The organism is Nosocomiicoccus ampullae (assembly GCF_019357495.1).
In the GTDB taxonomy this organism is placed as follows: Bacteria; Bacillota; Bacilli; order Staphylococcales; family Salinicoccaceae; genus Nosocomiicoccus; species Nosocomiicoccus ampullae.
Genome location: NZ_CP079110.1, coordinates 637,762 through 657,657 on the forward strand (window position 1 = coordinate 637,762; position 19,896 = coordinate 657,657).

Sequence of the window (19,896 nt, forward strand, 5' to 3'; positions counted from 1 at the left end):
ATTTGGCAACTTGGATTTGGATTTTAATCGTAATTGTTGCTTTAGCAGGTGGAACAGCACTTGGTTTCTTCCTTGCAAGAAAGTATATGATGGATTATTTAGAGAAAAACCCACCAATTAACGAAGACGTATTAAGAATGATGATGATGCAAATGGGTCAAAAGCCATCACAAAAGAAAATTAATCAAATGATGACGATGATGAACAAAAACATGAAAGACGTTAAAAAATAAATCGTGACACTGACACTCGTCAGTGTTTTTTTATAGGTTTGAAAATTTGTCATAAATATTATAAATAAAAGAAGAAGTCTTTAATGCTGAGTGGTACACTTAGTATGAAGTGGAGGAAAAAGAATTGGGTAGTGAAGTTACATTTTTTCTCGCATTCGGTGCGGGTGTTTTAAGTTTTATTTCCCCGTGTGTGTTACCAGTATTCCCGGCGTTTGTATCTTACATCACGGGAATGAGTTTTGATGAAGTTCAAAATCGTAACTTTAACTTACGCGCGGTACTACATACACTATTCTTCTTAATTGGGTTTAGTTTAATATATATTGCAATTGGATTTGGTACAACATTTTTCGGTGGGGTATTAATCGAATACTCTAAGCTGATTCAACAAATTGGTGCGATATTAATTATTATATTCGGTTTAATTATTACAGGTATTTTAAACTTTGATTTTCTCAATAAAAATAGAAAGTTTGAATTTAAAAATAGACCGGGTGGATTTATTGGATCAGTTTTAATTGGTATGGCATTTGCAGCAGGTTGGACACCTTGTAACGGACCAATTATCGGTGCGATTTTTGCAATGAGTGCAACAGAACCAGAAAACGCACTTATGTTAATGATTGTTTACTGCTTAGGTTTTTCAGTGCCGTTTTTTGTATTGAGTTTCTTTGTATCACGTACGAGATGGATTGTAAAATACTCAGGGACACTCATGAAAGTCGGTGGAGTGATTATGATTTTAATGGGTATTTTATTATATTTTGACGGCCTTACAAAAATCATTATTTGGTTATCACCGTACTTTGGTGACTTTAGAGGGTTTTAAATGAATCAGTTATTAGACTTACTTAAAACATATGAGAATGAAATATTCATTATCGCATCAATCGGTGCGATTATTATGGGGATACTCGTTATCTTTTGGCGAAATCAAGAAACGAAGTCGCCACTATATTTAAAAAAGATTATTATCCCGCCAATTATGATGTCCACGGGGGCATTGATGTTTGTCTTTCCGTATTTTAGATTAGATGGCCAGTTGATATTAGAAGCAGTTATTGTCGGTGCAATATTTTCTTTAGCACTATTATTTACAACAAAATATGAAGTAAGAGATGACGAGTTATACGTTAAACCATCTAAACTATTTCCAGTTATTTTAGTTGGACTACTTATTATACGTACATTTATGAAGACTATATTATCTCAAGATATTTCACCAGGAGAAATCGGGGGAATGTTCTTCTTACTTGCTTTTACGATGATAGTTATATGGAGAACTTCCATGGTCATCCATTATTTAAAATTTAAAGATAAAGAAAAGGTTGAGTAACAGATGTTACTCAACCTTTTTTAATGCTTCAGTTTGTTCAAATATAGAGAATTTTTGTTTTTCATCGTCTGCAAGTTCAAATAAATGTTCATATGGTGAATAGTCTATATTTAACTCTTTTAATTTCTTCTTCATAAATCCATGATCTCGCTTTGGTGTCGCGATAATATAACCTTTTATAATTTGGTCTAAATGGATTGTACTTACTTTTTCATCGAGTGCAATTTTAGAAATTCTCCCTGCAATCTTTTGTTTCGCAACGCCTCTAAATATTTGTGGTACCGGAGAAACTAACTCATCTAATAATTTTCTCGCTTCGGCGTTCCAAAGTGGGAGTGCTTGTTCTATATAATATTCTTGCCAATCAAGTTCTGACCAACCGTCTTCTCGTGGCAATGCTTTTAAAAATTTTCTAAACATAAAAAATCCACCAATTGCAAGGAGTCCAATCATTATGAAGCCCCAAACCGCAATTAGCCACATGACAAAGTCATTGTACACGTTATTCACCTCTCAATTAAATTATAGAAAATTAAATTATAGTTGTCCATATTTCTATTCAGTTCGATATATAGGGTGTAAGGGAGGTGATTGAATGATTAAATCATTATCAGCAAAGTTTGTGTTTGAAGCACTCGATGAGTCAGGGAAAGAAGTTTTAAAATCACGTACTGTGGGTCGTTTATCAGTAAATACTGAAAACAAAAGCTTACTGACTTTTAGTCAAGCGTACGGAAATTTAAAAGGAGAACAATACGTCAACGTCTTAAAAGTTACAACAGAAGCAGTACGTTAATTAAAGGAGGATATTAAATGTCAAAAAAGCTAGTATTATCATTTGAAACTGAACGTGATGGTATTTTAAATTTCACTATCAATAATCCAAAAGAAGGTTTAACTGCAGATGAAGTGAATCAAGAAGCGGACGCGATTATCGAGTCGAAAGCATTAATATCAAAAGACGGTGCACCAGTACGTCTAAAGAGTGCAAAAATCATCACTCAAGACGTCGAGCAACTCGTTTAAATGGATATTGCTCAGCTCGTTAGTGACGTTGGATTTCCTATCGTCGTGACGTTTTTCCTAATGCACCGTATGGAAAGGAAACTCGATCAAGTTGTGATTGCATTAGAAAATCTATCGCACTAACATAGTGACCGGTAAGCATTTGCTTATCGGTCATTTTTGTTTTTACGATGTTTAATATAAAATAGAGTAGATAATAGATAGGGTGATATTGAGTGAAAATTTTACATACAGCCGATTGGCATATCGGCAAACGTTTAAATAGAAAAAGTTTAATTGAAGATCAAATATACGTTTTAGATCAAATATTAGAGTATATCGATCAGGAAGATATCGACGTCGTTGTAATTGCTGGTGATTTATATGATAAAAAACAACCGTCACAAGAAGCAATGAATGTCGTCGATCATTATTTAAAAGAAATTAATTTGGTCCGTAAAAAACCATTACTTTTAATTAGTGGTAACCATGATAGTAAACCTTATGTCGATGCGCGCAGTGAATGGTTTAAAGCGAATGACTTTCACGTAAATACGACACTAGAAGATAGTTTTACACCTATAACGATCCAAGACACGGATTTTTATCTTTTACCGTATTTAGAAATTCCAGAAGTACGTACTTATTTTAATGACGATTCGATTGATACGTTTGAAAAAGCGTATAAAAAAGTAATCGACGAAATGAGTAGTAAATTTAATAATGAAAATAATATATTAGTGGGTCACTTATTTGTATCAGGGAGTAAAGAGTCAGATTCTGAAGAGAAAATGACGATTGGATTAACTGAGGAAGTACCACATACTATTTTTAAAGACTTTGATTATACACTTCTTGGTCATTTACATCGTCATAACGCATTTAATAGTAATCATATATTTTATAGTGGCGCGATTATGAAGTATAGTTTTGACGAGATGAATCATAAAAAAGGATTTAAAGTCATTGACACGGATACGAATACTGTTGATTTTATAGAAGTAAAATTACTCCATGACCTCATACACTTTAAAGGTAGCTTCACTGATATTATTACTCGTAAAAAAGAAATTGAAGATAAAGATGCTTACATTAAGTTTGAGTTAACTGATATGGAAGGCTATAAAGAACCGATGACTGCTTTAAAACAGTTATATGAAAATACTCTCGTATTATCGAGAAAAGTTGAATCATATGTGGATGAGGATATTCAGTACGACGTAAATAATACGAGTGATGATGAGATTTTAACACTATTTTTCGAGAAGTTTACAGGACGACAACCAACTGATTTCGAGTTAGACACGTTTAATAACCATTTAAGAGGGATTAATAATGAAACCAATTAAATTACATATGGAATTTATCGGGCCATATAAAAATGAAACAATCGATTTTAGAGATCTAAACAATTCATTATTTTTAATATCTGGACGTACTGGTTCTGGTAAATCGATGATCTTTGATGCAATTACGTACGCGCTATTTGCTACTGCTTCAACTGAAAGTAGAGGCGGAGAGTCACTAAGAAGTCAGTTTGCTAGTGACGATGAGTTATCAAAAGTCCATTTAGATTTTTCACATCGCGGAAAAGAATATCGAATTGAACGCGTATTAACATATAAAAAACGTAAAAATAAGACCCCAACGACAGGACAAGCGGCAATTTATAATGAGTTCGGAGAGTTACTTGCATCTGGTTTAAAAGAAGTATCTGTCTTTGTTGAAGACTTACTACAAATGACCGCACGTCAGTTTAGACAAATTGCACTTTTACCACAAGGTGAATTTAAAAAACTCCTTACGGCAAATAGTGGAGAAAAAGAAGAAATTTTAAAAACGTTATTTGGTACTGAGCGATTTAACGATGTATATAAAAGTATTTATAAGGAGTTTAAAACTAAAGAAAACAATCTAGACTTACTGAGTAAAGAAATTGAAACAAAATTTTCAGTAGTGACGACTGAACCGATCTTCGAATTTAATACGTCATTAAAAGAGTTTGAAGCTTCAATTGAAGAAAAAAGAGAAGATTTAAGCAAAAAACGTGATGGACTAAAACCGGTAGTTTCATCGATAGAAAAATTGTCTGAAGAGATCGATTTAGACCGTAAACATAATGAAAAAGTGACTGAATATAAAAATACAGAAACATCGTTAAAAGACTTAGTCACTAAACAATATAAAATAAAAGAAACAGAAAAAACATTACATGTCGTTGAAGAGCTATCTAAAATTAAGGAGATATTTAACTTAGAAAAAAGCATTTCAAAAAAACTTTCAGAATCAGTTCAAAAAGAAGATGAATTATCTAAAAGTTTAGAGTATGACGAAAATGAACTAAAAACAGTCACGTATACGATAGACAATTTAAAAAACAAAGAAAACTTAATAGAAAGTAAAGAGAAAAAACTATCTACGTTAAATAAACACTCTACCGAGCGCTATAATAACTTAGATTCATCGATTCAGCATGCTGAAAATGAGATTGCAGAGTTAAAAAGCCATACTGAAAAGTTAACTAACGATATTTCTTTAAAAACTAAAGAATTAGAAGAAACTGACGTCAGTTATGACGCACTCAGAGTGTTAAGCGAAAATAGGCACTCACTTCAGTTAAACATCACGGAATTAAAAAGAGATATTGAAGATGCTGAACGTGAAGAGAAGAAAGTAAAGGAACTTGAACTCCACTTAAAAGAGCATGATAAGTTAATGAATGAGTTAATAATTATGGAGAAAGAAAAGGATAGTATTCTTAAAGCATTTACTGAAATGTCTTTAGAAACAAGTGATTCAATTCATCATTTACTTTCTCATTTAGAAGTAGGTAAACCGTGTCCAGTATGCCAAACGATTGTTACAGAATATCCTGAGCATAAAGAAATGATGGACGAGTCTACAAAAGAAACCTTAACTGATTTAATGAACCGTATAGAATCATTAAAAAAAGAGATAGATACGTTAGAGATTAGAATAGAAGCGGCAAAAGGTAATATTAGTGATGAAAGAAAAGATATGAATAGTTTAAATGAAGCGTTGTCTAAACTAAATGTAGAATTTAAAAACATTGAAGAAAAATATACGTATCAAAACGATAATCTAAAGAAAAAAGAAGCATTAGATCGTGAAGTGAATGAATTAAAGCAGTTACTGACACAAAAAAGAGAGGCACTTACTTATAAAGATAAGTCTTTAAGTGACTTAAAAAATATGAAAGATGAATTTGTAAAAGAGACTGGACTAAATGACTTTAATAGTTTAAAAAAAGAAATCGATGTGTTGTCACGTTCAATTAATAATCATCACGAGATGTTAAAAGAATCTGAGACAAAACGACAAGATCTATTAGTTAAAATCACGAAGTTAAATACAGAAGTTTCATCTTTAAAAGAAAATATTGAATCGTTCGAAGCTAACTTAAATGAATATACACCTAAAATCGAATCGTTTTTAGAAAAATACGATTCAGTAGATCGATCAAATATAGAAGACTATTTTAAAATCGACTATAATTCTCTTAAAAATGAAGTCGATACATTCTATAGTAATGTGCATGAATTAGAGTTTACGTTAAATAAACTGAAAGAAACTCTCGATAGTTTTGACGTTATTGACGTCTCTAAAAAAGAAGAACGTCTTGTAGAACTTGAAACAAAGAAGAATGAATTAACACAATTGATTACTGAAACGGAGTATCAATTAAATAAGGATTTAGCGCTTAAAGAAGAATTGGTCGATTTAATTAAAAAATACAACGATGCGCGCGAAATAGTACGTAAACTAAGTATTTTAGAGAAGATTATTAATGGTAACAGTGAAGGTAAACGTTCGACGCATCCGACATTATCTAGATTTGTTTTAATTCACTATTTAGAGTTAATTTTAGTATACGCAAATAAGAGACTCACTGAAATGACAAATGGACGTTATGAATTAAGACGTAAAGATACGTATAATGCAAGTGAAGCGCTGATTATCGACGTTTTCGATCACTTTAACAATGAAACGAGAAATATCGCGACGTTATCTGGTGGAGAAACGTTCCAAGCAAGTTTAGCACTGAGTTTATCACTCTCTGAAGTCATTCAACATGAAGCGGGTAGTATTAATATGGATATGCTTTTAATTGACGAGGGATTTGGGACGTTAGATGAGGAAACACTCAATACAGCCATTAATACGTTAGTTGATATTCAAACGAGAGGTAAAATGGTTGGTATTATTTCTCACGTTGAAGAATTAAAAACGAGACTTCAAAATATTATTTATGTTGAAACAGAAAATGAAAGAAGTACGACAAAAATTGTAACGTATTTATCATAAATATAATTTAATACTTCCAATTATTATGAGATAATTTAAATAATGAATATATAGGAGGATTATAGTGAAGCGACTATTATTACTAGGAATAATGTCAGTCCTTTTTTTAACAGCGTGTTCTAAAAGCGGTGAGGTCGATGCGATGAGTCGCTACGGTAATACGATCGACGATTTTGAAGTCATCAACCAAGAGGATGAAACATATATTCAAGACAATATGGAAGGCAAAGTGTGGCTCGTTGACTTTATCTTCACACACTGTACGACAGTTTGCCCACCGATGACAAATAACATGGTGTCAGTCGTACAAGACTTAGAAGATGACGGTGTTGAAAACTTTGGTGTACTAAGTTTTTCAGTTGACCCAAAAAGAGACACACCAGAACAACTTCAAGAATATATTAAAGCCTATCACGTCGATGAATTAGACACTGAATGGCAATTTTTAACAGGATATGATTATGACTTCATCCGTGGATTCTCAGAAAAGAACTTTAAAACAATCGTCGCACCACCACCAGAAGGTAGTGACCAAGTAACACACGGTACATCGTTTTATCTAATCGACGAAAACGGTAAAATACTTAAAGACTACTCAGGTGTCGACAGTGGAGACAAACGTTTCCCGAAAGAAGAAATTGTAGAAGACGTTAAAAAACTAACTAAAAATCTATAACATATTTAACCACTAAGAAAATCTTAGTGGTTTTTTATTAAGAAATATTTTAATATATGTTAATATATATGAATGACAATCAGTCATTTTTTGGGGGTGGAAAGATGAACAAAGAAGAACGAATTATCGAGTCTGCAATCGATGTATTTTTAGAAAAAGGGATTGAAAAATCAACAGTATCTGAAATTGTAAAGAAAGCAGAGATCGCTCAAGGTACGTTTTACTTATATTTTGATTCAAAATTATCAGTCATGCCTAAAATTGCAGAAGTTATGGTAGTTAAAATGTTAAATGAACTTTCAAAAAATGTGTCTGGAGAAACTATCGAAGAGGAAATTAAGTCAGTCATCGACATTATTTTTACTCTTACGAAAGAATATAAATCACTCACAACACTGATATATGCAGGGCTTACTCAAACACAGTACGTCGGAGACTGGGAAAAAATATACGCACCACTCTATCACTTTATAGAAAATTTATTAATTGTACGTAAAGAAAATGGTGAAACTAGAGAAACATTAAATACAACATTCACATCGAAAATCTTATTTGGTTCAATTGAATCTGTTGCTGAACAGATGTACTTGTATGATGACTCGAGTGAAGAGAAAGCAAATGAATATAAAGAAGAATTACTGAAATTTATTTTACACGGTATTTAGTATTTTTTAATTTTAGTATTTAATGACTGATAGTCATTCATTTTATAGAAAGGGATTTTTTTATGAATAAAGCATGGATATATGTTTTTCTAACGAGCTTCTTCGAACTCGTTTGGATATACGGATTTAACGTCGCGAGTACGTGGTGGCACTGGCTAATACTTTTACCAATTATCGTCTTAGACTTTTTAATTTTATCAAAAGCTTGTGAATCATTACCAACAGGAACAGTATATGCAGTATTCGCTGCAGCAGGAACCGTCGGAACAGCATTAATGGATATATACTTATTTGACGAAGTCTTTACACTAGAAAAAGGGTTTTTCATCGTATTATTAGTCATTGGAGTTATTGCGTTAAATTTAACAGATGATACAAATAAAAAAGAGGTTGTTAAATAATGGGTTGGATATACGTCTTTTTAGCAGCAATATTAGAACTCGTTGGAGTTATAGGCTTAAACGGATTTAGTCAGAAGAAATCAGTAAAAAACTTCATACTATTCTTTGGAGGATTCGGAGGAGCATTTGTCTCACTATACCAAGCATTTAATTATCTACCAGTCAGTATCGCATATGCGGTATGGATCGGAATTGGTACAGCCGCAGCAGTTATAGTAAACATGGTGTTTTACGGAGAATCAAAAAGCATTGGAAGAATCGTGAGTTTAGTGATCATAATAATTGGAGTTGTTGGGTTAAAAGCGGTGAGTTAATATCAAATAAAAATTTTATTGACTTTTGAAATTTAATTTACAAAAAACTATCGATTTTGTTAAACAAATAAATATATTTAACAAATTTTCGTTTTTATTCCTGATTTTGTTAAATAAATTAATTTAATTAACACTTTTTAGGTTCTCAGGGTTGTTTTTGTTAATTAAACAATTTTATTTAACAAAAAGATAGTCAAATAATAAGAATATGTAATATAAGTAATTAATAAATGGCACCTTATAACAATAAGTGCCTTTTTTATCTAAATTTAAAATTACGAAATCAGAATTATTTAAAAGTGCTAGTATTTTATATTTAAAAATTAAAAAACTGAAGTAAATGATGAAAATATTTTAAATATCGTAATTTTACATAATTTTCACCATCCTCTATAGTTAAGTCAATATTTAGGGGGTGGTTTTTATTTTATTATTATTTATAACTGGAGGGATATTTGCTTCATTTATTTATGTTTTGCTTGAAGAAAAAGAATTTGATTTTAAATTTATGATTAGAAGAAGTAAGTGTAATCAATGCAGTGCATCAATTTGTACAATCGCATTAATTCCAATTCTAGGATTTTTATTTAGTAGAGGAAAATGCCGTAAGTGTCATGAACCGATTCCTTTCACTTATTTTTATAATGAACTCCTTTTATCGATTATTTTTATATTACCAATCTTAGTATATATACAGTTTAGAGATTTTAATTTGTACTATTTATTAATGATATTTTTAGTACCACTCGCTATTTATGATGCAATTTACTTTAAAATACCGAACTTTCTTTTATCAGTATTACTTATTACAGGATTATACTTGACTAATTTTAATTATATAAATTTGTTTGATGATCTTGTCATCATATTACTCATACATTTTATTTATTACTTATTTCAAAATCAAATTGGATATGGAGACATTAAATTGTTATGTGTTTTAACTTTAATTACTCCAACTTTAATGTTTAGTTTCATTGTTTTGCTTTCATATATAGTGGGTGGCTTCTATGTAATTATTGTCGAATTAATCAAAACGACAAATTATAGAAAGCTGCCATATGTCCCATTTATTGTGACGAGTACTATTTTAACTTTTATCAGTTACGATGATTTAACGACTATTTACTTTGGAGGATTTCTATGAATGAATTAATGATAAAAGAAATGATGTCTTCAGATAAACCGCGTGAAAGATTAAAAATATATGGTGCGGATAATTTAACAAATCGTGAACTTTTAGCGATTATAATTAACACTGGTAGTCGTAATGAGAGCAGTTTATCTTTAGCAGATAATGTATTAAAAAACCTTAAAAAAATAAATGATTTGAGAGATATTACGTATCAAGAACTTACTAAAATTAAAGGTATTGGCGAAGCTAAAGCTATAAAAATACTCGCTGTTATAGAACTTGCTGTAAGAATGCATAGCCATAGTCTAGAAGATGATGTCTTCATTCACTCACCGGATGACGTATCTAATTTGTTGATGGAAAAGATGAGATATTATCAGCAAGAACATTTTGTTGTACTTTACTTATCTACAAAATATAAAGTTATTCATCAGGAAACTGTATTTAAAGGTTCTCTAAATACAACGGTCGTACATCCGAGGGAAATTTTTAAAGAAGCAGTGAAACGAAGTGCTGCAGCGTTTATTTGTGTTCATAACCATCCAAGTGGAGACCCAACACCTTCAAGTGAAGATATCGAAGTAAGTAAACGTCTTAAAATGAGTAGTGAACTCATCGGCATCGATTTCTTAGATCATATTATTATTGGAAATGGTAAGTACATCAGTCTTAAAGAAATGGATTGTTTTTAATTTTTCATTCAAGTGAATACTTGAATAAGTATTTTAAATAAGTTATAATATAATCAAGTAATCATTTGAATGAGGTGGAGTGTATGAGTAATAAGGATACGTGTGATGTTTATTCTTATGATGAGGATAAAGTAAATCAAATCCAAAGTGAGTTAGAAAATGAGGATATTAAAAGTGTCGCGAAGTTATTTAAAGCAATTGCTGAGGAGAATCGAGCGAAGATTACGTTTGCTTTATTGAATGCTGATGAGTTATGTGTGTGTGATATCGCAAATGTTATCGGTGTTACGGTCGCGAATGCTTCTCACCATTTAAGAACATTACATAATGCCGGTATCGTTAAGTTTAGAAAAGAAGGTAAATTAGCATTTTACTCTCTTGATGACGATCATGTTAAAACTTTATTTATGAATGCGTTAGAACATGGTAAAGAGGTGAATTGTAATGACTAATCGATCAGAGGAAATGAAAACGTATCGAATTGATGGTTTATCTTGTGCGAACTGTGCAAAGATTTTTGAGGATAACGTTAAAGATCTTGAAGGGGTCGATGATGCGAAAGTAAACTTCGGGGCTTCTAAGATTTATGTTCAGGGAAGTACGTCGATTGAGGACTTAGAGAAAGCAGGCGCTTTTGAAAACTTAAAAATCCGCGATGAAAAGGAACAAACGATAGAACGTGAACCGTTTTGGAAGCAAAAGGAAAATATTAAGTTATATATTTCTGCAATTATAATCGTAATTAGCTGGTTATTAAGTATGCGATATGGAGAAAATCATATTGTACCAACAATTGGTTATTTATCCGCAATTATTATTGGTGGGTATTCGTTATTCATTACTGGGTTTAAAAATTTAAGCAAATTTACATTTGATATGAACACGTTAATGACAATTGCTATTATAGGTGCTGCACTTATTGGACAGTGGAGTGAAGCGGCAGTTGTTGTTATCTTATTTGCTATAAGTGAGGCGTTAGAACGTTATTCAGTAGACAAAGCGAGAGAGTCTATTGAATCGTTAATGAAAATTGCACCTAAAGAAGCACTCATTCGTCGTGGTAATGAAGAAATGAGTGTACATGTTGATGATATTGTAGTCGGCGATATTATGATTGTAAAACCAGGTCAAAAGTTAGCGATGGACGGAACTGTTATTAAAGGTATATCAACATTAAATCAGGCTGCGATTACAGGTGAAAGTATTCCTGTAACTAAAACAGTAGATGATGAAGTATTTGCTGGAACACTAAATGAAGAAGGATTTCTTGAAGTCAAAGTTACAAAAAGAGTCGAAGATACAAAACTATCAAAAATCATTCATTTAGTCGAAGAAGCACAAGCAGAGCGTGCACCTTCTCAAGCATTTGTCGATAGATTTGCGCAGTATTATACCCCAGCAATTGTTGTTCTAGCATTTTTAATTGCGGTTGTTCCGCCGTTATTATTTAATGCTGATTGGAATTTATGGGTCTATCAAGGATTAGCTATATTAGTCGTTGGATGTCCGTGTGCCTTAGTTATATCAACACCTGTAGCAGTTGTTACTGCGATTGGTAATGCTGCTAAAAATGGGGTTTTAATTAAAGGTGGGCTTTACCTAGAAGAAGCGGGAACTTTAAATACAATCGCTTTCGACAAAACTGGCACACTTACAAAAGGTGTTCCATCAGTTACTGATATTATCGCGTATGATGGTAATGAAAATGATCTATTGAGAATTACTGCGGCTATTGAGAAAAACTCTCAACATCCACTTGCTTCAGCAATTATAAGAAAAGCTGAAGAAAGTAATTTAAACTTTAATGAATTACTAGTGGAAGACTTTCAATCGATTACAGGTAAAGGTGTAAAAGCAACAGTAAACAACACACTATACTATGTAGGAAGTCCGAATCTATTTACTGAACTTCATAGCAGTATTGATATTCAAAAAGAACAAGAAATTGCTCAGTTACAAGAACAAGGTAAAACGGTTATGGTGTTAGGTACCGATCAAAAAATACTCTTTCTCATTGCAGTGGCTGATGAAATTAGAGAGTCATCTCCTGAAGTCATCAGTAAACTAAATAATATTGGAATTGAAACAGTAATGCTGACGGGGGACAACGAAAAAGCAGCAACGGCAATCGGAAAACAAATCGGTGTCTCAGACATTCAAGCAGATCTTTTACCTGAAGATAAATTAAAATTTATTAATGAACTTCGTAAAAACGATAAAAGTGTCGGAATGGTCGGAGACGGTGTAAACGATGCACCTGCGCTTGCCGCTTCTACTATCGGGGTCGCAATGGGTGGTGCTGGAACTGACACTGCTCTAGAAACTGCTGATATTGCTTTAATGTCAGACGACTTAAGACAATTACCATATACGATTAAACTGAGCCGTAAAGCTCTCACAATTATAAAACAAAATATTACTTTTTCATTAGTCGTTAAATTAATTGCACTTCTATTAATAATTCCAGGATGGTTAACTCTGTGGATCGCAATATTCTCTGATATTGGTGCAACATTACTCGTCACATTAAACAGTTTAAGACTGTTGAAGACTAGGAACTAAAATATTAACAATTACCCACTCACTTATGAGATAATCATATAAAAGTGAGTGGGTGATTTTTTGTTTACTTATAAAATCGATGATGAGATTTCTTTAAAATTAGTAGATAGAAATGATGCAGAGGACATATTTCAGTTAACTGTTAAATCACGTGACTATTTAAAAGAATGGTTACCATGGCCAACTTATATTCGTGAAGTATCTGATACTAAAAAATTCATAGAGAATTCTATGCAGAATTATGTAGATAATAAGAGTTTAGTTACAGCAATTATTTTTAAAGGTAAAGTTGCTGGTATAGCGAGTTTTAACTCATTTGACTGGTCAAGTCGTATTGGTCAAATCGGTTATTTTCTTGGCGAGGAGTTTCAAGGGCATGGTATTATGACAAAAGTTGTTCGAGCATTAATGGATATTGGTTTTAAAGAGTTTCGCTTAAATAAAATAGAAATAAGAGCTGCAACTGAAAATGTTAAAAGCCGTAAAATTCCTGAAAGACTCGGATTTACTGAAGAGGGCACTTTAAGACAAGTTCAATGGTTATATGATCACTTCGTCGACCATGTGGTTTATGGAATGTTAAAAGATGAGTGGGTGGACTTAAATTAACATTCATCATTAATAAAAAAGCACTTGTTTTTAATTTTTGAATAAGAGGGTATAAGAGTACAAAAACATAGAATGAGGTGACTCTATGCTTGCTTATGTATATGCTGAAGATGAAAATGGCCTAATTGGTAAAGGAGACAGACTACCGTGGAGTCTTCCTGCAGATGTAAAGTTTTTTAAAGAAGTAACGATGCAAGGAGACGTCGTCATGGGCCGCGCGACTTATGAGTCAATACCGAACCGTCCGTTAAAAGGTCGACGTAATATCGTGTTAACTCATAATCCAGATTATGAAGCACCTGGTGCGATTGTCGTTAATAGTAAAAAAGAAGTTTTAGAGTTATATGAAAAGTACGCTGAAGATTTTTATATTATCGGCGGTGTAAGCTTATTTAAAATGTTTGAAGACGATGTTGATTATTTATACCGTACGGTAATTCATGACGAATTCGATGGTAACGTATATTTTCCTGATGACTTTGATTACAATGAATTTGAACTTGAAAAGTCTTGGGACGGTAATGTAGATGAAAAGAACAAGCATCCCCATACTTTTGAAATATGGAAAAGAAAATAGAGTGATTGGAATTAAAAACCCCTAGAGTTTCGATAATCAAACTCTAGGGATTTTTTTACATTAATAGTAGCACTAGCGTTGACGCAATGAGGTGATTGATCATCGTCCATGTAAAGAATGGATACGTGCCACTGTGTAGTTTTATCATCTTGTTAGTGTTATAAACTAAAACAAGTATTAAAAAGAACTCTGTGAATCCGTCCATGTTCATTGTTAAATTCATTTGGAAATATGCAATGTACATTGCAATTGCGTTAAATAGTGCAGTACCGGCAATCATGTAATCTTTTAACAAGACGTTCATTATTATAGTAATGACTGATATTATAAGCCCAAATAATATTAAGTTTGGAATTACAAATGTTAAGTTGCCGCCGTATCTACTGTAACCATCCATATTCGGAGCGACAGCAATGGATCCGATGATAAAGAAAAATAATATAAACCATACGTTATTAAAGTGTCTTTTCATTTGTGGACCTAACTTCATGACGTATGAGTAAACTTTGGCATTTACTTCTTGCCCGTTAATTTCTGTTTTATTATCTTGTACATTTACTTTAGGTTTTTCTTTCTTTTTAAATTGGAAAGCATGATACGCAAAGTAAATTTGAATAATTATAAGTACAATGATAAATGTTTTTAGTGTCATGCTTAACCTCCCGTTCACTATTCCATTATACATACTAACATGAAAACTTATATAAAAGTAATGACTACACTAAGAAAATTCAGAAACGACCTTGCATTTTCAAGTAAATTAAAATATAATGAGAATATAGTTAGACATAGAGAACGACAGTGCTAAGCAAATGTCACTCACCGGTAGCACCGAAGTGCTAGATATCATATTATTATCTGTTAATCGTAGACTAAGAACGTCTACACATCCCTCATTAAGTTGCCATCTTAATGAGGGTTTTTTTATGTTTCATAATTTATATAAATGTATTGAAGAGATATGTTAAAATAACTAATGATTACGGAGGTGGAGGCTTTGAATTTTTTTAGTAAAAACAGAATGATTTTGATTATATTTTCAGTAATCCTCCTTATATTAATGATTGGATTTTCTGTTTCAGATCGTACATATACGACGAAGGCTGAAATGTTTGTCGGTGATTCTGTTGCGTCTTCTCAAAAAGCGATTGGTGGGCCTTTTAATGTAATTGGTAGTATATTTGGCCCTTCTAAAAAAGAAAAAGAACTTGAGGCAAAACTCGATATGCTGCCTCAGCTTGAAGCAGATGTTAAACGTCTTGAAGAAGAGAATAATAAGTTAAAAGAAGCGTTAGATGTTTCTTCTAAACTCGACTATGAAACGATTAACGCGAGAGTCATATCTCGTTCACCGGATCAGTGGTTAAATAGTTTTACGATTGATAAGGGAACAAAAGATGGTATTAGTGAAGGTATGGCTGTGACGACACCAAAAGGTTTAATTGGTGTTGTGAAACGCGCAAATGGTAGTTCGAGTTTTGTAGAGCTTATTACGACAGATTCAGCAAAGAAAAATATTTCTGTTGAAATTCATAATGGCGATAAAAAGCATTACGGCACGATTGAAAATTACGATGAAGATACGAATACGTTAGTCGTTGGTAACATCGTCAATGACGGTAAAATTAAAGAAGGATCTAAAGTATATACGTCAGGGTTAACAAGTATTTTCCCTGAAGGAATTATCGTTGGTGAAGTTGTTGATACTGAAAATGATAGTTATGGTTTAAGTCAAAACGCAAACGTAAAAATGGAAAGTGATACTAACGATTTAGATATGATTTTTGTTATTAAACAAGATCCAAAAACAGCTGAGGATGATAAATAATGCGTTCAATATTATTATTTATCACGTTTTTTATTATGATGTTTATTGACTTTAGCTTTGCGAACTTTAGTCCATTTACGTTATTTGGTATTGAAGTGTACTTTGTACCGAAACTTGTTTTTATGATGTTACTTTTAGTCTCGATATATTTTGGGCTATCGTATGGGATGTTTTTTAGTATAGTATTCGGAATATTACTCGACATATATATTGGTACAGTTTACGGTATTCATTTGTTCGGGTTTGTTGCATTTATCATTTTTATGCATACCGCATTTAGAGTGTTTTACCGAGATCAAGTTGGGCTATTTTTTGTCGTTATTGTAAATACATTTTTATTTGATTTCTTTATATATGGTATTTACAAATTAATTAATTTTACAAATTTACCAGTGTTCGACTATATTGCCTTAAGAGGAATACCGAGTCTATTACTTAATGCGCTGCTTTACATTCCATTATTATTTATCGTTTTAGTGCTTAGAAAGATTCGAAAAAATGTATTTGTAAAACAACTATAAAATGATTGACTCTTAAATGTGCGAAGTGTATACTTTAGAAGTTGATGAATTTGTAAACATCAACCGCTCAGAATAGGTTAAAGTGATTTTTATCCACCTACATGGCGTGTCTTATTATTCAGGAGGTGTAAAGTATGTTTGCTATCATCGAAACAGGCGGTAAACAAGTTAAAGTAGAAGAAGGTCAAACAATCTTCATTGAAAAGCTTGATGCTGAAGAAGGTGACACTGTGACTTTTGATCGTGTACTTTTAGTTGGTGGAGATAACGTTAAAGTTGGTGCTCCAGTAGTTGAAGGTGCAACAGTATCAGCAAAAGTTGAAAAACAAGGTCGCGGTAAGAAAATCGACGTAATCAAGTTCAAACGTAGAAAGAACTACTTACGTAAACAAGGTCATCGTCAACCATTCACTAAAGTTACAATCGAAAAGATTGATGCGTAATGGTTCATGTTGAAGTCAATTTGAAAGGTGACGTAGTAAAAAGTATTGAAATGTCTGGTCATGCTGATTTTGCAGCACACGGCCAAGACATAGTATGTGCAGGTGCGTCTAGTGTTGTATTTGGTGCAACAAACTCGATATTTCAATTGACAAATAACGAACCGGTATTAGATATCGATAACGACGGTGGGTATTTCTATTTAGAAATACAAGAATCCGATGAAAGCGTGAATCTAATACTTAAAACGATGATTATTTCACTAGAAACTATTGAAGAATCGTATAAAGACTATATTAAGGTAACTAAAAGTGAGGTGGACTGAATGTTTAAATTAACATTAGACTTACAATTTTTTGCATCTAAAAAAGGTGTAGGTTCTAGTAAGAACGGTCGTGACTCTCACGCTAAACGTCTTGGTGCTAAACGTCAAGATGGCCAATTTGTTACAGGTGGATCAATCATCTTCCGTCAACGCGGAACAAAAATTCATCCAGGTGTAAACGTTGGTAAAGGTGGAGACGATACGTTATTTGCTAAAGTAGATGGAGTAGTAAAGTTTGAACGTGTTGGACGTAACAAAAAACGCGTATCTGTTTACGAAGCTTAATAAAAAAGCATCAGCTCTTGCTGATGCTTTTTTTTATGAATGAATTTTATGTATAATAGATAGAAATGGAGGTGTCGGTATGTTTGCAGATTATGCAAAGATATATTTAAGAGCAGGCAACGGTGGTAATGGTATAGTTGCGTATAGAAGAGAAAAATACGAGCCGATGGGAGGGCCTGCTGGTGGAGACGGTGGTAACGGTGCAGACATCGTTATGGAAGTCGATGAAGGATTAAATACGTTAATGGACTTCAAATATCAGCGTCATTTTAAAGCTGAACATGGTGAAGCTGGTATGAATTCAAATAAACATGGTAAAAGCCGTTCGCCGATGATTTTGAAAGTACCTCCAGGCACGGTCGTTAAAAATGAAGAGACTGATGAAGTAATTGCAGATTTAGTTGAACACGGCCAACAGGCGGTGATCGCTAAAGGTGGCCAGGGAGGTAGAGGTAACTCTCGTTTTGTTTCTAGTAGAAATACCGCACCTGACTATGCTGAAGGCGGAGAGCCAGGAGAAGAGTTAAATGTCGTTTTAGAATTAAAATTAATGGCAGACGTCGGATTAATTGGATTTCCGAGTGTCGGGAAATCTACATTATTAAGCCGAGTGTCTCGAGCGACTCCTAAAATCGCCTCGTATCCGTTTACGACTATTCAGCCAAACTTAGGTGTTGTAATTCAAGGCGATAAGTCATTTGTAATGGCAGATTTACCTGGTTTAATTGAAGGCGCTGCAGAAGGTACGGGTCTTGGTATACAGTTTTTACGCCACGTGGAGCGTACGAAAGTACTTGTACACGTCATTGATATTGCAGAAACAGAATATAGAGATGCAGTTGAAGACTACCGAATTATCCGTAAAGAGTTAAAAGAGTATAATGAGAAACTATTAAATCGACCAGAAATTATTGCTTTAAATAAAATCGAATTGCTAGAGAATAGAGAAAATATCGAGCGTTTTAAACGTGAAGTTGAGACAGATTCTAAAATTATAGAAATTTCTGCTGTTACAGGCGACGGAATTAATGAATTAAATTACGCGATTATCGACGCACTTGAAAATTACGTCCCTGAAGAAGAAGAGGTTGAAGTCGATAGAGATGTTAGAGTTGTTTATCGTCATGAAAAACAAGAACGTCCATTTGAAATTAAGCGTGGTATGGACGGCAAATTTGAAATTCATGGTGACGAAATTGAAACTCTATTTATGCGCACAGACTTCTCACGTGACGCAGCAGTCAGAAGATTTGCTCGACAAATGAGATCGATGGGGATTGATGATGCGTTAAGAGAAAAAGGCATACAGTCTGGTGATATTGTAAGAATTAAAGACTTCGAATTTGAATTTATTGAATAGGTGAAAACATGTATCAATATTTAAAAGGGATGTTAACAGAAATCCATCCGAATCATATCATTGTAGAATCATATGGCATGGGGTATTTAATCATCGTACCGAACCCGTATCGTTTTGAAAAAGATTTAAATAACGAAAAGAAAATCTTTTTAGAACAAGTCGTACGAGAAGATAGTTTAACACTTTATGGATTTAATGATTTAAAAGAAAAAGAAATGTTTCAATCACTGTTAAAAGTGACTGGAATTGGTCCAAAAAGTGCGCTAGCAATTCTCGCGACTTCTACGCCAAATGAGGTTGTGAATGCAATCGAAAATGAAGATGAAAAGTATTTACAAAAATTCCCAGGTATTGGTAAAAAGACGTCTCGACAAATTATTTTAGATTTAAAAGGTAAACTCGATCCGGCATTTGAAGATGTAAAAGTTGAGATGAAGAGTAAGACAAACGACGTCATTATTGATGAAGCATTAGAAACACTAAAAGCACTTGGATATAGTAAGCGCGAATTAAAAGCACTTGAGAAGTACTTATCTAATAAAGAATTAAACAGTGTTGAAGATGCCGTGAAGTTAAGCTTAAGATATATCGTTGAATAGAACTGG

At 32.9% G+C, this 19,896-nt stretch carries 27 protein-coding genes, 1 pseudogene and 1 other annotated feature; of the genes and pseudogenes, 26 read left to right on the top strand and 2 right to left on the bottom strand.

The features are described from left to right. Positions 1–2 precede the first annotated feature (2 nt). The 3 genes from KPF49_RS03210 (at position 3) to KPF49_RS03220 (ending at position 1,569) form a co-directional block, all read left to right on the top strand. A complete protein-coding gene (locus tag KPF49_RS03210; RefSeq protein ID WP_183674540.1) occupies positions 3–233 on the top strand; it encodes a YneF family protein in 231 nt (76 codons plus the stop codon). A gap of 124 nt (positions 234–357) precedes the next feature. Next, on the top strand, positions 358–1,062 hold the full coding sequence (locus tag KPF49_RS03215; protein ID WP_183674543.1) for a cytochrome c biogenesis CcdA family protein: 705 nt from the start codon (positions 358–360) through the stop codon (positions 1,060–1,062). After that, complete coding sequence (locus tag KPF49_RS03220; RefSeq protein ID WP_183674546.1) at positions 1,063–1,569, top strand: CcdC family protein; 507 nt, start codon at positions 1,063–1,065, stop codon at positions 1,567–1,569. Between the two features lie 6 nt (positions 1,570–1,575). Here the strand turns inward: KPF49_RS03220 and KPF49_RS03225 are convergent, their stop codons facing one another. Beyond that, the gene (locus KPF49_RS03225; protein ID WP_183674549.1) at positions 1,576–2,070 is read right to left on the bottom strand and encodes a DUF2621 family protein; all 495 of its coding nucleotides are present in this window, start codon (positions 2,068–2,070) and stop codon (positions 1,576–1,578) included. 94 nt (positions 2,071–2,164) lie between these two features. On the opposite strand from KPF49_RS03225, the gene KPF49_RS03230 reads away from it, so the two are divergent. The 16 genes and pseudogenes from KPF49_RS03230 to KPF49_RS03300 all read left to right on the top strand — a co-directional run bounded on the left by KPF49_RS03230 (position 2,165) and on the right by KPF49_RS03300 (position 14,531). Further along, positions 2,165–2,365, top strand: coding sequence for a DUF1659 domain-containing protein (locus KPF49_RS03230; RefSeq protein WP_183674552.1), 201 nt, complete (start codon positions 2,165–2,167; stop codon positions 2,363–2,365). A 17-nt stretch (positions 2,366–2,382) separates the two neighbouring features. Then, positions 2,383–2,595: a DUF2922 domain-containing protein gene (locus KPF49_RS03235; protein WP_183674555.1), complete on the top strand. Its 213-nt coding sequence runs from the start codon at positions 2,383–2,385 to the stop codon at positions 2,593–2,595. Beyond that, positions 2,596–2,718 (top strand): YvrJ family protein, encoded by a 123-nt coding sequence (locus KPF49_RS03240; RefSeq protein ID WP_183674558.1) that lies wholly within the window; start codon positions 2,596–2,598, stop codon positions 2,716–2,718. 92 nt (positions 2,719–2,810) lie between these two features. Beyond that, on the top strand, positions 2,811–3,923 hold the full coding sequence (locus KPF49_RS03245) for an exonuclease SbcCD subunit D (RefSeq protein ID WP_183674561.1): 1,113 nt from the start codon (positions 2,811–2,813) through the stop codon (positions 3,921–3,923). Next, positions 3,910–6,900 (top strand): AAA family ATPase, encoded by a 2,991-nt coding sequence (locus KPF49_RS03250; protein WP_183674564.1) that lies wholly within the window; start codon positions 3,910–3,912, stop codon positions 6,898–6,900. The genes KPF49_RS03245 and KPF49_RS03250 overlap by 14 nt, the downstream gene beginning before the upstream one ends. A gap of 64 nt (positions 6,901–6,964) precedes the next feature. Continuing rightward, positions 6,965–7,576 (top strand): SCO family protein, encoded by a 612-nt coding sequence (locus KPF49_RS03255; protein WP_183674567.1) that lies wholly within the window; start codon positions 6,965–6,967, stop codon positions 7,574–7,576. Between the two features lie 104 nt (positions 7,577–7,680). Further along, complete coding sequence (locus KPF49_RS03260; protein ID WP_183674570.1) at positions 7,681–8,241, top strand: TetR/AcrR family transcriptional regulator; 561 nt, start codon at positions 7,681–7,683, stop codon at positions 8,239–8,241. A 62-nt stretch (positions 8,242–8,303) separates the two neighbouring features. Then, positions 8,304–8,642 carry a DMT family transporter gene (locus KPF49_RS03265; RefSeq protein ID WP_183674573.1) on the top strand — a complete coding sequence of 113 codons (339 nt, stop codon included), beginning with the start codon at positions 8,304–8,306 and terminating at the stop codon, positions 8,640–8,642. Continuing rightward, positions 8,642–8,956, top strand: coding sequence for a DMT family transporter (locus KPF49_RS03270; RefSeq protein WP_183674576.1), 315 nt, complete (start codon positions 8,642–8,644; stop codon positions 8,954–8,956). The genes KPF49_RS03265 and KPF49_RS03270 overlap by 1 nt, the downstream gene beginning before the upstream one ends. A 415-nt stretch (positions 8,957–9,371) precedes the next feature. Further along, positions 9,372–9,623: pseudogene (locus KPF49_RS08185) on the top strand (prepilin peptidase); the annotation flags it as partial. A gap of 45 nt (positions 9,624–9,668) precedes the next feature. Further along, positions 9,669–10,103 carry a prepilin peptidase gene (locus tag KPF49_RS08055; protein ID WP_246562794.1) on the top strand — a complete coding sequence of 145 codons (435 nt, stop codon included), beginning with the start codon at positions 9,669–9,671 and terminating at the stop codon, positions 10,101–10,103. Continuing rightward, positions 10,100–10,783, top strand: coding sequence for a RadC family protein (radC, locus tag KPF49_RS03280; protein ID WP_183674582.1), 684 nt, complete (start codon positions 10,100–10,102; stop codon positions 10,781–10,783). The genes KPF49_RS08055 and radC overlap by 4 nt, the downstream gene beginning before the upstream one ends. Before the next feature lie 83 nt (positions 10,784–10,866). Next, the gene (locus KPF49_RS03285) at positions 10,867–11,235 is read left to right on the top strand and encodes an ArsR/SmtB family transcription factor (protein ID WP_183674585.1); all 369 of its coding nucleotides are present in this window, start codon (positions 10,867–10,869) and stop codon (positions 11,233–11,235) included. Further along, positions 11,228–13,345 (top strand): heavy metal translocating P-type ATPase, encoded by a 2,118-nt coding sequence (locus KPF49_RS03290; protein ID WP_183674588.1) that lies wholly within the window; start codon positions 11,228–11,230, stop codon positions 13,343–13,345. Before KPF49_RS03285 ends, KPF49_RS03290 begins: the two co-directional genes overlap by 8 nt. Positions 13,346–13,405: 60 nt before the next feature. Next, on the top strand, positions 13,406–13,954 hold the full coding sequence (locus KPF49_RS03295; RefSeq protein ID WP_183674591.1) for a GNAT family N-acetyltransferase: 549 nt from the start codon (positions 13,406–13,408) through the stop codon (positions 13,952–13,954). Positions 13,955–14,039: 85 nt separating this feature from the next. Beyond that, entirely contained in the window at positions 14,040–14,531 is a 492-nt protein-coding gene (locus KPF49_RS03300) for a dihydrofolate reductase (protein ID WP_183674594.1), read from the top strand. Between the two features lie 55 nt (positions 14,532–14,586). On the opposite strand, the gene KPF49_RS03305 is transcribed toward KPF49_RS03300, so the two are convergent. Then, complete coding sequence (locus tag KPF49_RS03305; RefSeq protein WP_183674597.1) at positions 14,587–15,183, bottom strand: hypothetical protein; 597 nt, start codon at positions 15,181–15,183, stop codon at positions 14,587–14,589. Positions 15,184–15,528: 345 nt separating this feature from the next. Here KPF49_RS03305 and mreC point away from each other — a divergent pair, with 345 nt between their 5' ends. From mreC to ruvA, 7 genes are all read left to right on the top strand, one after another. After that, the gene (mreC, locus tag KPF49_RS03310; RefSeq protein ID WP_183674599.1) at positions 15,529–16,359 is read left to right on the top strand and encodes a rod shape-determining protein MreC; all 831 of its coding nucleotides are present in this window, start codon (positions 15,529–15,531) and stop codon (positions 16,357–16,359) included. Continuing rightward, a complete protein-coding gene (gene mreD / locus KPF49_RS03315) occupies positions 16,359–16,880 on the top strand; it encodes a rod shape-determining protein MreD (protein ID WP_183674602.1) in 522 nt (173 codons plus the stop codon). Before mreC ends, mreD begins: the two co-directional genes overlap by 1 nt. Positions 16,881–16,931: 51 nt before the next feature. Continuing rightward, positions 16,932–17,002, top strand: a sequence feature (ribosomal protein L21 leader region). 12 nt (positions 17,003–17,014) lie between these two features. Beyond that, a complete protein-coding gene (gene rplU, locus KPF49_RS03320; protein ID WP_183674605.1) occupies positions 17,015–17,323 on the top strand; it encodes a 50S ribosomal protein L21 in 309 nt (102 codons plus the stop codon). Next, the gene (locus KPF49_RS03325) at positions 17,323–17,646 is read left to right on the top strand and encodes a ribosomal-processing cysteine protease Prp (protein WP_183674608.1); all 324 of its coding nucleotides are present in this window, start codon (positions 17,323–17,325) and stop codon (positions 17,644–17,646) included. The genes rplU and KPF49_RS03325 overlap by 1 nt, the downstream gene beginning before the upstream one ends. Continuing rightward, on the top strand, positions 17,647–17,931 hold the full coding sequence (gene rpmA / locus KPF49_RS03330) for a 50S ribosomal protein L27 (RefSeq protein WP_183674611.1): 285 nt from the start codon (positions 17,647–17,649) through the stop codon (positions 17,929–17,931). It abuts the gene before it with no gap. Between the two features lie 79 nt (positions 17,932–18,010). Beyond that, entirely contained in the window at positions 18,011–19,291 is a 1,281-nt protein-coding gene (gene obgE / locus KPF49_RS03335) for a GTPase ObgE (protein ID WP_183674614.1), read from the top strand. Between the two features lie 8 nt (positions 19,292–19,299). Further along, positions 19,300–19,890: a Holliday junction branch migration protein RuvA gene (ruvA, locus tag KPF49_RS03340; protein ID WP_183674616.1), complete on the top strand. Its 591-nt coding sequence runs from the start codon at positions 19,300–19,302 to the stop codon at positions 19,888–19,890. The last annotated feature ends 6 nt before the right edge of the window (positions 19,891–19,896 follow it).

Bases quoted from the DNA above. Each gene is read 5' to 3' on its own strand.
- obgE (WP_183674614.1), top strand. From the start codon at position 18,011: ATGTTTGCAGATTATGCAAAGATATATTTAAGAGCAGGCAACGGTGGT.
- KPF49_RS03325 (WP_183674608.1), top strand. From the start codon at position 17,323: ATGGTTCATGTTGAAGTCAATTTGAAAGGTGACGTAGTAAAAAGTATT.
- KPF49_RS03260 (WP_183674570.1), top strand. From the start codon at position 7,681: ATGAACAAAGAAGAACGAATTATCGAGTCTGCAATCGATGTATTTTTA.
- KPF49_RS03230 (WP_183674552.1), top strand. From the start codon at position 2,165: ATGATTAAATCATTATCAGCAAAGTTTGTGTTTGAAGCACTCGATGAG.
- KPF49_RS03235 (WP_183674555.1), top strand. From the start codon at position 2,383: ATGTCAAAAAAGCTAGTATTATCATTTGAAACTGAACGTGATGGTATT.
- KPF49_RS03250 (WP_183674564.1), top strand. From the start codon at position 3,910: ATGAAACCAATTAAATTACATATGGAATTTATCGGGCCATATAAAAAT.
- rplU (WP_183674605.1), top strand. From the start codon at position 17,015: ATGTTTGCTATCATCGAAACAGGCGGTAAACAAGTTAAAGTAGAAGAA.
- KPF49_RS03300 (WP_183674594.1), top strand. From the start codon at position 14,040: ATGCTTGCTTATGTATATGCTGAAGATGAAAATGGCCTAATTGGTAAA.
- ruvA (WP_183674616.1), top strand. From the start codon at position 19,300: ATGTATCAATATTTAAAAGGGATGTTAACAGAAATCCATCCGAATCAT.
- KPF49_RS03305 (WP_183674597.1), bottom strand. From the start codon at position 15,183: ATGACACTAAAAACATTTATCATTGTACTTATAATTATTCAAATTTAC.
- KPF49_RS03270 (WP_183674576.1), top strand. From the start codon at position 8,642: ATGGGTTGGATATACGTCTTTTTAGCAGCAATATTAGAACTCGTTGGA.
- KPF49_RS03290 (WP_183674588.1), top strand. From the start codon at position 11,228: ATGACTAATCGATCAGAGGAAATGAAAACGTATCGAATTGATGGTTTA.
- KPF49_RS03240 (WP_183674558.1), top strand. From the start codon at position 2,596: ATGGATATTGCTCAGCTCGTTAGTGACGTTGGATTTCCTATCGTCGTG.
- KPF49_RS03285 (WP_183674585.1), top strand. From the start codon at position 10,867: ATGAGTAATAAGGATACGTGTGATGTTTATTCTTATGATGAGGATAAA.
- rpmA (WP_183674611.1), top strand. From the start codon at position 17,647: ATGTTTAAATTAACATTAGACTTACAATTTTTTGCATCTAAAAAAGGT.
- radC (WP_183674582.1), top strand. From the start codon at position 10,100: ATGAATGAATTAATGATAAAAGAAATGATGTCTTCAGATAAACCGCGT.
- KPF49_RS03220 (WP_183674546.1), top strand. From the start codon at position 1,063: ATGAATCAGTTATTAGACTTACTTAAAACATATGAGAATGAAATATTC.
- KPF49_RS03265 (WP_183674573.1), top strand. From the start codon at position 8,304: ATGAATAAAGCATGGATATATGTTTTTCTAACGAGCTTCTTCGAACTC.
- mreD (WP_183674602.1), top strand. From the start codon at position 16,359: ATGCGTTCAATATTATTATTTATCACGTTTTTTATTATGATGTTTATT.